Origin of the sequence: Bacillus sp. FSL K6-2971, assembly GCF_038006405.1 — a bacterium.
GTDB lineage: Bacteria > Bacillota > Bacilli > Bacillales > Bacillaceae > Bacillus > Bacillus pumilus.
Map to the genome: position 1 here is coordinate 3,528,062 of NZ_JBBOVD010000001.1, position 13,098 is coordinate 3,541,159.

Annotated in this window: 12 protein-coding genes; 2 read left to right on the forward strand and 10 right to left on the reverse strand. The window is 40.6% G+C overall.

The annotated features are described in order from the left end of the window. Positions 1-3: 3 nt before the first annotated feature. Together MHI33_RS18860 and ctpB are read right to left on the reverse strand one after the other, a co-directional pair. Entirely contained in the window at positions 4-357 is a 354-nt protein-coding gene (locus MHI33_RS18860; RefSeq protein WP_003212923.1) for a swarming motility protein SwrAA, read from the reverse strand. A 344-nt stretch (positions 358-701) separates the two neighbouring features. Further along, on the reverse strand, positions 702-2,150 hold the full coding sequence (gene ctpB, locus MHI33_RS18865; RefSeq protein ID WP_106067773.1) for a carboxy-terminal processing protease CtpB: 1,449 nt from the start codon (positions 2,148-2,150) through the stop codon (positions 702-704). Positions 2,151-2,303: 153 nt separating this feature from the next. Between ctpB and MHI33_RS18870 the strand changes: the two genes are divergently transcribed. Continuing rightward, positions 2,304-3,044 carry a sulfite exporter TauE/SafE family protein gene (locus tag MHI33_RS18870; protein WP_044139352.1) on the forward strand — a complete coding sequence of 247 codons (741 nt, stop codon included), beginning with the start codon at positions 2,304-2,306 and terminating at the stop codon, positions 3,042-3,044. A 50-nt stretch (positions 3,045-3,094) separates the two neighbouring features. Here the strand turns inward: MHI33_RS18870 and MHI33_RS18875 are convergent, their stop codons facing one another. From MHI33_RS18875 to MHI33_RS18895, 5 genes are all read right to left on the reverse strand, one after another. Next, positions 3,095-4,360 carry a murein hydrolase activator EnvC family protein gene (locus tag MHI33_RS18875; RefSeq protein WP_340913130.1) on the reverse strand — a complete coding sequence of 422 codons (1,266 nt, stop codon included), beginning with the start codon at positions 4,358-4,360 and terminating at the stop codon, positions 3,095-3,097. Positions 4,361-4,471: 111 nt separating this feature from the next. After that, positions 4,472-5,362 carry a permease-like cell division protein FtsX gene (gene ftsX, locus MHI33_RS18880; RefSeq protein WP_044139350.1) on the reverse strand — a complete coding sequence of 297 codons (891 nt, stop codon included), beginning with the start codon at positions 5,360-5,362 and terminating at the stop codon, positions 4,472-4,474. After that, on the reverse strand, positions 5,355-6,041 hold the full coding sequence (ftsE, locus tag MHI33_RS18885) for a cell division ATP-binding protein FtsE (protein ID WP_034660129.1): 687 nt from the start codon (positions 6,039-6,041) through the stop codon (positions 5,355-5,357). The genes ftsX and ftsE overlap by 8 nt, the downstream gene beginning before the upstream one ends. Before the next feature lie 380 nt (positions 6,042-6,421). Continuing rightward, positions 6,422-6,757 carry a cytochrome c551 gene (gene cccB, locus MHI33_RS18890; protein ID WP_044139349.1) on the reverse strand — a complete coding sequence of 112 codons (336 nt, stop codon included), beginning with the start codon at positions 6,755-6,757 and terminating at the stop codon, positions 6,422-6,424. Between the two features lie 48 nt (positions 6,758-6,805). Next, the gene (locus MHI33_RS18895; RefSeq protein WP_003212797.1) at positions 6,806-7,654 is read right to left on the reverse strand and encodes a YitT family protein; all 849 of its coding nucleotides are present in this window, start codon (positions 7,652-7,654) and stop codon (positions 6,806-6,808) included. Positions 7,655-7,843: 189 nt separating this feature from the next. Between MHI33_RS18895 and MHI33_RS18900 the strand changes: the two genes are divergently transcribed. Further along, positions 7,844-8,578, forward strand: a complete 735-nt coding sequence (locus MHI33_RS18900) for an alpha/beta family hydrolase (RefSeq protein ID WP_065097937.1) — start codon at positions 7,844-7,846, stop codon at positions 8,576-8,578. 197 nt (positions 8,579-8,775) lie between these two features. Here MHI33_RS18900 and MHI33_RS18905 read toward each other — a convergent pair whose 3' ends face one another. The 3 genes from MHI33_RS18905 to prfB form a co-directional block, all read right to left on the reverse strand. Beyond that, positions 8,776-10,569: a M3 family oligoendopeptidase gene (locus tag MHI33_RS18905; RefSeq protein ID WP_340913135.1), complete on the reverse strand. Its 1,794-nt coding sequence runs from the start codon at positions 10,567-10,569 to the stop codon at positions 8,776-8,778. Between the two features lie 156 nt (positions 10,570-10,725). Then, positions 10,726-11,888, reverse strand: a protein-coding gene (locus MHI33_RS18910) for an IS3 family transposase (RefSeq protein ID WP_340910509.1) whose coding sequence is annotated in 2 segments (ribosomal slippage) — positions 10,726-11,612 and positions 11,612-11,888 — 1,164 coding nt in all. Because the reading frame shifts where the segments join, the coding sequence is not laid out codon by codon here. 98 nt (positions 11,889-11,986) lie between these two features. After that, positions 11,987-13,088, reverse strand: a protein-coding gene (gene prfB, locus MHI33_RS18915; RefSeq protein ID WP_113768797.1) for a peptide chain release factor 2 whose coding sequence is annotated in 2 segments (ribosomal slippage) — positions 11,987-13,015 and positions 13,017-13,088 — 1,101 coding nt in all. Because the reading frame shifts where the segments join, the coding sequence is not laid out codon by codon here. Positions 13,089-13,098 lie beyond the last annotated feature (10 nt).

Below are 13,098 nucleotides of genomic sequence, written 5' to 3' on the forward strand. Positions count from 1 at the left end.
GGTTTATTTCTCCTGATTCATCCAAAGTGTGACATTCGACAGTGAAAAATCTTTTAAGTAGTGATTGACATCTACATCTAGTATGCCGCCGAGCAGCTGCATCGACCTCTTGATGTCGGTTAAGTTTATACCAAGTCTCTTATGATTATCCATTAAATAATTGAAGTATATCTCAGCACAGTCTTCATCGATTTCGTCGACTGATTCTACCGTTGTGTAATTGACCAAGTACCTGCTTAACAGCATGAGCAGACTTAATGCCTTTGTAGCGGAAAACGTCACATCTTTCGAACGACTCTTAAGCTCCTCTACCAACTCGTAATATTTTTTCTCTCTCACAATACTTGCCCTTTTCAATTGTGTACCCCCATTTACTAGTTCTTTTAAGAAAAGCGCAAACCTCGGTACAGCTTAATGCTCAAGCTGAATATCCGCAAAAAATAAAATATTTAAAATGAGTGCTACTTTATATTGTAAGAATTATTTATGTAACATACAACTTTCAAAAGTTTCATTTTCATGACATGTTTAAATCAACAGAAAGTCTCTTATATAAATAAGTTATCGGGTAAAATCGAAGGAATGTTATGTTTTTTGTAAAATAAATGAATATATTTCTCGATATAATTTATTTTTAAGAATAAACTATTACATGTTTGTGACACTTATGAACCAAAAAAAAGAGGCATTTATTCGCCTCTTTATTTTTTAAGATATAGTGCTTTTAGTGCAGTCTGCAGTTGAAGATCATTTTTTTCATAGGATTTCACTTCATCCACCATTTTGTTCATCATTTTCGCTGTCTTCAGATCAATTACACCTGATTTATCGAGATTGTATGTGCTTTGGAAGGCTAATACCGCCTTTTTCGTTTCTTCATCAAAGTAGCCGTCTACTCTGCCGGGGTCGAATGACAATCCCTTTAATAGCGTCTGTGCTTGTCTCACTTCTTCATTGTTCATATCAAGCTGAAGTGGTTCTTTCAGCTGAAGCGGTCCTACAGTAAAGTAATCTGGCTGATGAATCGCAATCGTTGGTACGACACCTTTTTTGTGAATCCAATTCCCTTTTGGCGTGAGCCATTTATACAATGTTAATTTAATGTTACTGCCGTCACCCATTGGAACCGCCTGCTGCACAGTGCCTTTACCAAAGGAGACATCACCGACGACTTCATATTTTCCGGCTTCTTTCATAGCACCAGCAAGTATTTCAGAAGCGGATGCACTGCCTTTATCAATTAAAACATTAACTGGGTAAGGCTTCTGTTCTTTCCGCTTTGAAAAATAGCGTTTCCTGTCGCCGTTCCGTTCTGCAATTTGAATATAAGGCTGATCCTTTGTAATAAAGTGTTTCAAAATGTCTTCTACACTTTGCAGATAGCCGCCAGGGTTTCCTCTTACATCAAGCACAAGACCTTCTATGCCCTTTTTCTCGAGCTGTTTCAGGCTTGATGTGAAATCCTTCGCAGTATCTTCTGAAAAGCTTGAGATCGCGATATAACCTGTTTTATGACCATTCACCTCTTTCATAGAGGAAGTCACGGTTTCAAGTGGGATTTCTTCTCGTTTGATATGGAATGTTAACTCTTTTCCAATCCCATTTCGTCTGATTTTCAGAGCGACGGATGTTCCTTTTTTCCCTCTTATTTTCAGTACAGCATCGTTTAAGCTTTTTTCTTTCATCGACTCACCATCAATGCTGATGATTTCATCTTTCGGCTTTAGACCTGCTTTTGCTGCAGGGGATTTTTTAAAGGCAGAGACGATAATGATTTTTCCTTCATCCATCCCCACTTCTGCCCCAATTCCCTCAAAAGAAGAATCAAGCGAATCAGAAAATTGCTTGGCGGTTTGCTTGTCCATGTATACTGAATACGGATCATTTAAAGTTGAAAGCATTCCTTGAATGGCGCCTTCAAGCAGCTTTTGGCGATCCACTTCCTCTACATATTCATTCGAAATAAGGTCATAGGCTTTCTCAATTTTCTCCATACCATTCTCTTTCGCCTTATCACTTGATTGAGCTTGTCCAGCCATTGCAGCAGCTGCTTGCGGTGACTCTGCATGAGTTCCCTCTTTATGCGTCATCACCCCTGCACTGATTAATAGAACGACACTTGCCATAATAGATGCGATTTGTTTTTTCATATTTGGCCTCCTTCTTCAACTCTTCCTGATGACCTGAGTTATTATATGCCAGAAGAAGGGATTTCATGTAAAGACATTCTGTCGCGAAGGCTTGACTAATTATTTTATTAGGTGTAATTTTTATTTTGTTATGATCGAGAAGGAGTCTTCGCTATGTATATTATATTGACGATGCTATTATTAGGAATTTTATTAGGATTTGTAGGTGCAGGCGGTGCTGGTTTTGTTATCGCATTGCTTACGTTAATTTTTGATATCCCTATCCATACCGCACTTGGGACATCTTTAGCCGCAATGGCATTTACGACGTTATCAGGTGCATACAGCCATTACCGGGAAGGGAATATTCAGCTGAAATCTGGTTTGATCGTCGGAGCTTTGGCTTGTTTTGCTTCCTTTGCGGGAGCTAAGATTGCTCCTTTTATCCCAGAAGGAAATCTGCACTATTTAACAGCTGGCATGCTCTTTTTATCCGCTGTGTTTATGATGATCAAATTATTTGTTCTGAAGGAAGAAGCTGAGCAGCAGCCGCTTTCTTCACATCAACTGCTCATAAGGGGTATTATTTTAGGACTTGTATCCGGATTGCTGTCAGGTATGTTTGGTATCGGGTCCGCACCATTTATCCAAGTAGGACTTTTGATTTTACTGAGACTTTCCATTCGACAGGCAGTTGGCACGACAATGCTTGTCATTATTCCGATTTCCATCGGTGGTGGAATTGGATATATTACAGAGGGCTATGTTGATTTTATCTTGCTGATTCAAATTTTAATCGGAACAGTATTAGGCGCATATATTGGCGCAAAATTCACACGCCTTGCACCGAAGCTTTTATTGAAATCGGCTGTACTGTTAACACCTATTATTGCCGGTTTACTGCTGTTATTTTAATTTTATTTAGAATAAGAAAAGCCGATAACGTGATGTTATCGGCTTTTTGATTAGCGAATATATTGCGCTGGATTGACTGCATTTGATTTTGCGCCATTCCATAATCCTTTGTGAATTTCAAAATGGAGATGCTGACCATGTGACTGGCCTGTATTCCCCATGTATCCTAGGAATTGTCCTTGCTCGACTCTCTGCCCTGTGGACACACTTCTTGTAGACAGGTGGGCATATACCGTTTGATAAGTCTGTCCATTGATATTATGCGTAATGAATATTACATTCCCGTAGCTCGATGAGTAGCTTGAGTTCGTGACTGTTCCAGATGCAGCTGCGACGACAGATACTGTGCCTTTTGCTGCAATATCTAAACCGTAGTGGTTTCCGCCAGAACGTCCGCCAAAGCCAGATGAGAATCGACCAGCAGCTGGTTTAATAAAGCCTGAGCTGCTTGCTGGTGTATCAGATACTTGATCTGAACCGCCACTTTGAGGTGTAGGTGCACTTTTTTCAGCAGCTGCTTGTTCCGCTTTCTTTGCTTCTTCCTTTTGGCGGCGTGCTTCCTCAGACTTCACAGCCGCTTTTTGGTTCGCTAAAATTTCTTGTTCATTTTCAAGTTTGCCTAATTCATCATGAGTATGATTCTTTTTATCTGTTACATTCCCTAAGATTTTCTCTTTTTCTTTTTGCTGTTTAGACAAATCCTTTTTCAACTCTTCTAGCTCTTTCAGAGATGTTTCAAGTCCACTTAGCTGATTATTTAGCTCTGCTTCTTTTTGCTCCACCAGCTTTAAATCATTTTCATGTTCTGTAATCATGTCTTTGTCTGCTTCGACAATGGTTGTGACAGCCCCAACACGACCGACAAAATCACTAAAGCTGCGAGCACCCAGCAGCACATCTAAATAGTTGATCGTACCGCCGCTTTTTTGCATCGAACGAATTCGATCTTTGAATATAGCTTTTCTTTTTTCAATTCGATCATTGATGACTTGAATGTCTTTTTTTAGTTTCTTGATCTCTTGCTTCGTTTGTTTGACTTCTTTTTCTTTTTCAGCGACTTTTTCAGTTGCAGCACTTACCTTGTGGTCAATCTTTTCAATTTCTTTTTTGAGCTTGGATTCTTTCTTTTCAAGCTTAGCCAGCTCTGATTTCTTTTTCTTCAAAGTTGATTCAGTCTTTGATGTTTTCTCTTCGATTTGTTGACGTTTTTGATCTAGGTCTTCATATGCGAATGCACGATTCTCGTTCCCTGGAATGTATAGCCACGTTGTTCCAATAAACGCTGCCATTCCAGCCATCATCAGCTTTCTTTTCAAAACGATATTCCCCTCCTATGACAACTGCCTGCATGAAGAGTCGACCGGATGAATCGGTTCAACCGGTCACATCTTCTAGCAAATTCTCGAGTGCTGCCATCAAAAATAGATTTATACTTTTAAGAATTTACGAATGGATGTCAAGCTGCCCCATACACCAATGATTGCACCGATCAATAGAAGGACCAGTGAAACTTGAAAGACAAATGGGTTATATGGAAGCATGGAAATAAATGAGCCTTGTACTCTTGGTGCCACCCAGCCCACTGCATATTGATATGTGCCAAGCAATAGAGCGATTGGTATAATGGAACCAAATACACCAAGCAGTAATCCTTCAATGAAGAATGGCCAGCGGATAAACCAGTTCGTTGCACCTACGAGTTTCATAATCTCGATTTCTTTACGTCTAGCAAAAATCGTAATTTTGATCGTATTAGAGATCAAGAACATAGCTGTAAATAAAAGCCCAATGATGAGCGCAATCCCTACATTTCGCGCCACTCCAACCACATTAAAGAGTCGGCTGACTTCTTCTTTTCCGTAGGTTACTTTATACGTACCTTTTAGGTTTTCTAATTTCTTCGCTACTTTTGGTGTATCGTGTGGATCTGATGTTTTCACAATAAACGCATCGTTTAATGGGTTTTCTTGATCAACAAGTCCCATGGATTGTCCATTTTCACCAAAGCTTTTAATCAGCGCTTTTAGTTCGTCATCTTTAGATGAGTACTTGACATCACTAATTTCAGGAATCTTCTCAATTTCTGCTTTTAATTCATCCTGCTGCTTTTGATTCGCCGTTAATTCGATTAACACTTTTACTTCTACTTCTTTTTCAGCATTCGATGCCATGTTGTTCAAGTTGAGCATAATCACAAGAAAAACCCCAACTAAAATCAATGTGACAGTGACCGCACTAATTGATGCAAATGTCATCCACGTGTTTCTTCCAAGTGAACGGAAGCTCTCACGTAAATGCCGCGAGAGAGTTTTAATCATAAATGCCGTACTCCCCTCTTGCTTCGTCACGCACAATCATTCCATCTTCGATTGCGATGACGCGTTTCTTCATGCTGTTTACAATTTCTTTGTTGTGTGTCGCCATGACGACTGTTGTTCCGCGGTTATTAATCTCTTCGAGTGTCTTCATGATTTCCAAAGATGTATCTGGATCAAGGTTTCCTGTCGGCTCATCTGCAATGACAACCTCAGGACTATTCACGATTGAACGAGCGATAGATACACGCTGCTGTTCACCGCCAGACAGCTGGTCAGGAAATTGTCGTGCTTTGTGCTTGAGCTGTACCAAATCAAGTACATCCAGCACTTTTTTCTTAATGATATGAGGCTGTTCCCCAATGACTTCAAGAGCAAATGCCACGTTCTCAAACACCGTGAGGGTTGGAAGTAGTTTGAAATCTTGGAACACTACGCCAATTTCTCTTCTTACGTAAGGAATTTCTTTTTCCTTAATTGAGGCTAAATCTCTGCTATTAATTAAGATTTTCCCTTTGGTTGGCTTCTCTTCACGATACATCATTTTGATGAAAGTGGATTTACCAGCACCACTGGGACCAACAACATACACAAACTCTCCTGGGTGGATAGAGACATTGATTCCATTGATCGCCTTTACACCGTTAGGATAGATCTTGTAGACTTCCTTCATTTCAATCATGTAATCACCTAATCTTTTCTTATTGCTGACTAACAGCTTATCATGATGTTTTGACACTTATCGTCAAAAAACGTTATGTATGGTCACGCACATACCCTTCGATACGTACAAGCAATTTATGTCCTTTTCATCCAAAAAGATGAAAAAAATGAATCGTCTAAATTTCAACAACTCCAATTATACGTCATGAATCGACGCAATGGTATTACATTTATATTTCAAAACTTATCGTTAAAAGGTAAAAACAACGTTTAAAACCGAAAAGTGTGCCTTTTTACCCTTATTTTTTAAATAAAATTTAATATAATGCGTTTCCATACTATTCAAAAGTCTTTTTCTACATATAAAAACAAAAAAACCTTGTCGATTAGACAAAGGTTTTATTTTTTCTCTGCAAGCCATTTTGCTACTTCTTTTGCTTGCTTCTCATCTACCATTCCGCTTGGCATAGAGCCTTTACCATTCTGTGCAATATCTGCAATTTGGCTTTCATTATATTTCTTCCCTACTTCTTTCAGGCTTGGTCCGCCTCCGCCAGATAGGTCTTTCCCATGACAGCCAATACAGTTTTGCTGATAAATTTCCTCACCACTGCTCACAGTTGAAGCACTTTTGCTGCCTTCTTTGTCACTGTCACTGCTGCTTGAATTACCTCCACAAGCCGCAAGAACAAGAAGCATCGCTGCAAACAGCATCATTAATCCGCTCTTTTGCATCAATTTCCCTCCCTTACAATCATTTGGTCAACGCTATTATATCCTTGTTTACGCCCTTTTAAAACCCTCACCAAGCACCTCTTTTGCATCCATTACGATGACAAATGCTGATGCATCGATTGCTTTCACCACTTGTTTCAACTTTGTGAATTGTGACTGTCCAACGACACACATTAGAATTGGACGGTCATGGTCGGTATATCCTCCGACTGCTGAGATTTTTGTGACACCACGGTCAATTTGATCAAATACTGCCTGTCTGACTTCATCCTCATGCCCTGTAATGATCATCGCCATTTTCGAATGACTGAAGCCGGCCTGTACGACATCAATCGTTTTACTTGAAATAAACACACCAATGACAGCGTACAGTCCCTCTTCAATCCCGAAAACAGTCATCGCAGCCAGGACAATTAGGCCATCCATCATCGCTAAACAGGTGCCAAGCGTGAGTCCTGTATATTTATTGATGATTTTGGCAGCGAGCGCCGTTCCACCTGTTGATCCATTTCCAAGGAACACGAGCCCTATGCCGATCCCAATCACCACTCCGCCAAAAATGGCTGCTAAGAGCGCTTCATGTGTCACAGGTGCAATATGTCTTGTGACAAACACCATCAAAGGTAAGAAAATAGAGCCAACGAGCGTTTTCACGCCAAATGTACCGCCTAATAAATAAAAGCCAGCGATAAACAGCGGAATGTTGAGCCCCCACTGCACATATGCCGCTTCAAAGCCGAATGACTGCATAATCGTACTAATCCCGCTCACACCACCTGCGGCAATCTGATTCGGTAATAATAACGTATTAAATCCAATCGCCACAATGGCTGATCCGATTAAAATGAACAAGTAATTTTTTGCTTCAATCCATAATTGTGAATGTCCCTGCTTCATGTCTGTCTTCCTCCGTTACTTCTGAATGCACACCTATTTTAAGCCCTCCTATTACGAATGTAAATAACAGCCAAATGCAGTGCTAATGGATTAATACTTTATCACACAAACGGATCAGCGTGCTTGCCGTTTGGCATAGGAGCAAATGATGGTATATTTAATATGTACAAGAGAAAGAAGGGACATGCGATGAAGAAAATACTGAAGATCATAGGCATTACATTACTTGCACTGATTATTTTGGCTTTTGGTGCTTTCTATACATGGAGCCGCTTTACATACGGACCATCTGCCGCATTAAAAAAGCAAGTGAACATCGAGCAAGTGGAACATAAAAACGACGTCTATACATTTGCATCAACAAAAAGCGATACGGGCATCATTCTCTATCCAGGAGCAAAGGTAGAACCACTTTCATACGCCTATATCGGGAATGAATTGATGAAAAAAGGCTACTCTGTCTTTATCCCTGACATGCCATTTTCGTTTGCGATTTTTCATACAAATAAAGCACAAGATATCATGAAGGATCATCAAACGATCAAACATTGGTATATTGGCGGTCATTCACTAGGCGGAACAGCCGCCGCTATGTTTGCAGAAAAAAATCAGCGCAAACTCGACGGTCTTTTTTTCCTTGCGTCTTATCCAGCATCAGATGAGCTGAAATCATCGTCCTTGAACGTCCTCTCTATATCAGGTGAAAAGGATGGACTTGCGACACAAGAGAAAATCAAGCAATCGAAAACAAATTTGCCGTCTCAAACCGTTTATCATGAAATAAAAGGCGGGAACCATGCTCAGTTTGGCCTGTATGGTAAACAAAAAGGTGATCAGCCAGCGGACATTCCAGCCCTCACACAGCAAAAGGATATCATTCAGACGATGCTTAGATGGCTAAAACCAGCAAAAAAGCTCCCGTAATGGGAGGTTCAGCGTGTAGACAAACCCTCGCATTCGTTGTCAGTCCTGCGCGCTGGTGCTCACGAATGTCAAATTCGCCCCGCGCCAGTGCTCGTCCTTTCTAGCTATCACGCCGAAAGAAGACAAAGGGCTAAAATAAAGATCATTTTAGCCCTTTGTCAACAATCTAAAGCTTCCGTAATGGGAGCTTTTCATTTTCACTTTTTCGTCGCTTCTAAAAACTCTTCAGCGTCTGCTACAGCGAGGCTAATGGCTTCCTCCCAAAAGTCTTTTTGGGTAAGGTCGACACCTAAGTGCTTATAGGCCAAATCTTCTACTGTCATTGAAGCTGTATCCTTTAGTAATGCAATGTACTTTTCTTCAAACGAAGTACCAGCCTGCAAGGCCTTTGCATAAATTCCTAGTGAGAACATGTAGCCGAATGTGTACGGGAAATTATAAAACGGTACACCCGTGATATGGAAATGCAGCTTAGACGCCCAGAAATGCGGATGGTATTCATCTAGTGAGTCGCCAAAGGCTTCTTTCTGCGCTTCTACCATCAGCTCATTCAACCGGTCCGCCGGCACTTCTCCTTGTTTACGCTCTTCATAAAAGCGCTGTTCAAATAAGAAACGAGATTGGATGTTCATGAAAAAAGCTACACTTCGCTGCAGCTTATCCTCTAACAAGCTGAGGCGCTCCTCTTCATTTGCCGCTTCTTTTAATGAAGCATCAGCCACAATCATTTCTGCGAATGTCGACGCCGTTTCAGCTACATTCATCGCATATTTGCGATTAAGAATGCGAACATCCTGCATCACTTCCTGATGGAACGAGTGACCAAGCTCATGCGCGAGTGTCGCCACATTGGATGGACTGCCTGAGAAGGTCATAAAAATGCGTGACTCTCCGCTGTCAGGGAAATTTGTACAAAAACCGCCTACTCGTTTGTTCGGGCGATCCTCAGCTTCTACCCAGCGCTCATTAAAGGCCTTTTCTGTAAAAGCAGCAAGCTCTTCTCCAAATCCAGCGAAATGCTTCACAATAAAAGCAGCTGCTTCCTGATACGGATAGATCTTGGTCTCACTGCCAATAGGAGCCCCAACATCAAACCAGCTTAGCTTATCCACTCCAAGCATGTCAGCCTTTCGACGTAAATAATCAATGAATGGCTGCTTATGTTCATCAATCACAGACCACATGGCATCAAGGGTTTCTTGTTTCATCCGGCAAATATCAAGCGGCTCTTTTAAGATATGATCCCAGCCTCTTGCTTCATATACTTGCAAACGAAAACCTGCCAGATGATTGAGCGTGCTTGCAAATAGATGTTCGTCCTGCGTCCATGCATGTTCTAGGTTATGGTAAACAGCCTTTCTGACTTCACGGTCTGAATCATCCATCGCATTTTCCGCTTGGCCGACAGAGATCATCTGCGTTTCACCATGTTGTTCAAACGGAATCGTAATCTTATTCACTAAGCTAGAATAAAGCTCATCCCACGCATGGTAGCCATCAACGGCTAGCTTTTGAATCAATGTTTCTTGTTCAACAGGCAATTGATCCTTCACGCGCTCTCTGCGTTCATTTAATATGTAGCGAACATCTGAAAAGGTCTCTGAATTCATGAGATCCTCCCATTTTTCAGGAGAGATGGCAGCAAGCGCCTGATCAAACAGCGCAAGAATGGTACCTAAATCAGCTTCCAGTTTAGCAATCGTACCTCGAAGACTGCCAGCCTTCATATCCTTTGTATTTTGAGATTGAAGACAGGAAACAAATGAACCTGCTTGAGACAGTTTTTTATATGTGGTTTCATACGTGTCAAGGACAGACGTTAACCTATTTTCAATGTGTGTATCTTCTTTTGAAAAGGCATCGACCTTTTGTCGTAATTCATCTAATAGCTGCTGAATGTGTTGCAAGTATGTTTTAAATTCTGGTGAAGAGCTGCCTCCTTTAAAAAAGGCATCTAAATCCCACGTCTCTTGTAATGTTGTTAATCCCAAAATATTTCCCCCTTTATTTGCTAATTTCATCATACAAAGGATATAGAGTCAGTATGGCGTATGTATTCCTTTATATTCATTATATTTTCTCACAATAAAAAAAACCCGGCAAGATAGACTGACATAGCAGAATGAGACACGAATAAAACACCCTTATTAGGCTGACATGCTACCAAATGATTTTGGTGCGTGGTAGCCTAATTTTTCTTGGATACGCTCTTCATTATAATACTTGATGTAACGGTCGATTCGTTGCCTGACATCTTTTTCTGATATAGAATTGAATTTTGTAAACATAAATTCCTCTGATTTTAAGCTGGAATGGAATGATTCAATCACTGCGTTATCCCAACAGTTACCTCGTCTAGACATACTGCTTGTAAGGTCCCTTGCCCCCAGCTCCTTTTGATATGCATACGAACTGTATACACTTCCTTGATCTGAATGCACAAGTACACCTTTAGGCAAATTCCTTTTCTCTAAAGCTGCCCTCAATGTGTTCAATATGAGTGATGTCTGTTGGTGATCATCTAGGGTATAGGCAACAACTTCGTTGTTGTATAAATCCATAATGGTCGAAAGGTAGAGCGTTCTCGGTCCATACTGAATATAAGTAATATCTGTTACCCATTTTAAATTCGGGTGTATTGCAGTGAAGTTTCGATTTAATATATTTGGGGCAATGATGACAGATTCCCCTTGTGATTTCCATTTCCTTTTACGCTTCACACGACATTGAAGGTGGTATTTTTGCATGATGCGCTGTACAGTATTTCGGTTTCGTTTGATATCATATTGACGCTGAAGTAGCTTTCGAATCTTACGGTGGCCGTACCGGAACGACGTTTCGGTACATAAGGAAATAACAGCCTTCTCGACTTGTGATTTTTTACGTATTCCTTCGGATACCCAACGATAATAGGTCGATCTGGCGATCTGCAAAATACTTAAGATAGACGTTATTGTATATTTCTTCCGTAGTCTCTTGATCAAATACAAGGCTACTCCCTTTTCAACTCCTCTACGATCTCCAAATACTTTTTTAGAATTTCATTCTCCATCTTAAGGTGTTCAACCTGCCTATTCACTTTTTCCTCTTTGGATACATTGTCAGGTCCATGCCCAAAGCTATATTGTTTTCCAATTGGCTGATCGAATCGATGTAACTGATTTTCTCGATACCACTTCATCCATGTTTTAATCTGAGATACATTCTTTATATGATATTTATCCATAATTTGTTGATTGGTAAACTGCCCGCTTAATTTATCTTTCACAACCGCCCATTTTATTTCAGCTGAATATTTGTTTTTTTTCATAAAAAATACCCTCCAAATTAGCACTTAGTTTAAGTGTATCACTTGAAGGGTGTTTTTTTATGTCCCATTTGACTAGGTTAGTCTAAGAAGCCGAGTTTTTATGATAATTTCGAACGTAAGTAAGCATCGATAAATGAATCTAAATCTCCATCCATAACCGCTTGAACATTTCCCATCTCCGTATTGGTTCGATGGTCTTTCACAAGAGAATACGGATGGAATACATAAGAGCGAATTTGGCTTCCCCAGCCAATTTCTTTCTGCTCTCCTCTGATTTCATCCAATTCAGCCTGCTGTTCTTCGATCCGTCTTTGATAAAGTTTCGATTTCAGCATTTTCATCGCACGATCTCTGTTTTTGATTTGTGATCTTTCTGTTTGGCATGTCACCACGACATTGGTTGGAATGTGTGTGATACGAACGGCAGAGTCAGTCGTATTGACGTGCTGTCCACCTGCGCCGCTTGCCCGATACGTATCTACTTTGATATCTTCTGTTCGAATATCAATATCGATTTCTTCATTGAACTCAGGCATGACATCACAGGAAACAAACGACGTATGCCTACGGCCAGATGAATCAAAAGGAGAAATACGAACCAAACGATGGACGCCTTTTTCTGCTTTTAAGTACCCGTATGCGTTATGCCCTTTGATGAGCAGTGTCACAGACTTAATTCCTGCTTCATCACCAGGAAGATAATCAAGCGTTTCAACCTTAAAGCCTCTCCGCTCTGCCCAGCGAGTATACATTCTCAGAAGCATAGAACCCCAGTCCTGTGATTCAGTACCGCCTGCGCCTGGGTGAAGCTCGAGGATGGCATTGTTTTTATCATATGGTTCACTTAAGAGAAGCTGCAGTTCAAACTCGTTAAATTGCTTAGTTAAGTTCTTCAGCTCTTTCTCAAGATCTACATGAAGCTCCTCGTCATAATCTTCCTTTAATAGGTCATGTGTCATTTGCAGCTCTTCATGAGATTCACTGAGCTCATGGTATGAATTCACATTATCCTTTAGTGCATTGGCTTCATTGATGATGCCTTGTGCCTTTTGCTGATCATTCCAAAAATCAGCCTCTGACATGGTCGCTTCGAGTTCTGCGATTTTGGCTTCTTTTGTTTCGAGGTCAAAGAGACCCCCTAAAATCAGCTAGCCTGCTAGCCATATTTTCAAGCTCTTGTCTAATTTCTACTAATTCCATATCCTTCACC

Excerpts from the sequence above, each read along its gene's own strand:
- ftsX (WP_044139350.1), bottom strand. The coding sequence starts at position 5,362 with ATGATTAAAACTCTCTCGCGGCATTTACGTGAGAGCTTCCGTTCACTT.
- cccB (WP_044139349.1), bottom strand. The coding sequence starts at position 6,757 with ATGCAAAAGAGCGGATTAATGATGCTGTTTGCAGCGATGCTTCTTGTT.
- MHI33_RS18870 (WP_044139352.1), top strand. The coding sequence starts at position 2,304 with ATGTATATTATATTGACGATGCTATTATTAGGAATTTTATTAGGATTT.
- ftsE (WP_034660129.1), bottom strand. The coding sequence starts at position 6,041 with ATGATTGAAATGAAGGAAGTCTACAAGATCTATCCTAACGGTGTAAAG.
- MHI33_RS18895 (WP_003212797.1), bottom strand. The coding sequence starts at position 7,654 with ATGAAGCAGGGACATTCACAATTATGGATTGAAGCAAAAAATTACTTG.
- MHI33_RS18900 (WP_065097937.1), top strand. The coding sequence starts at position 7,844 with ATGAAGAAAATACTGAAGATCATAGGCATTACATTACTTGCACTGATT.
- ctpB (WP_106067773.1), bottom strand. The coding sequence starts at position 2,150 with ATGAAAAAACAAATCGCATCTATTATGGCAAGTGTCGTTCTATTAATC.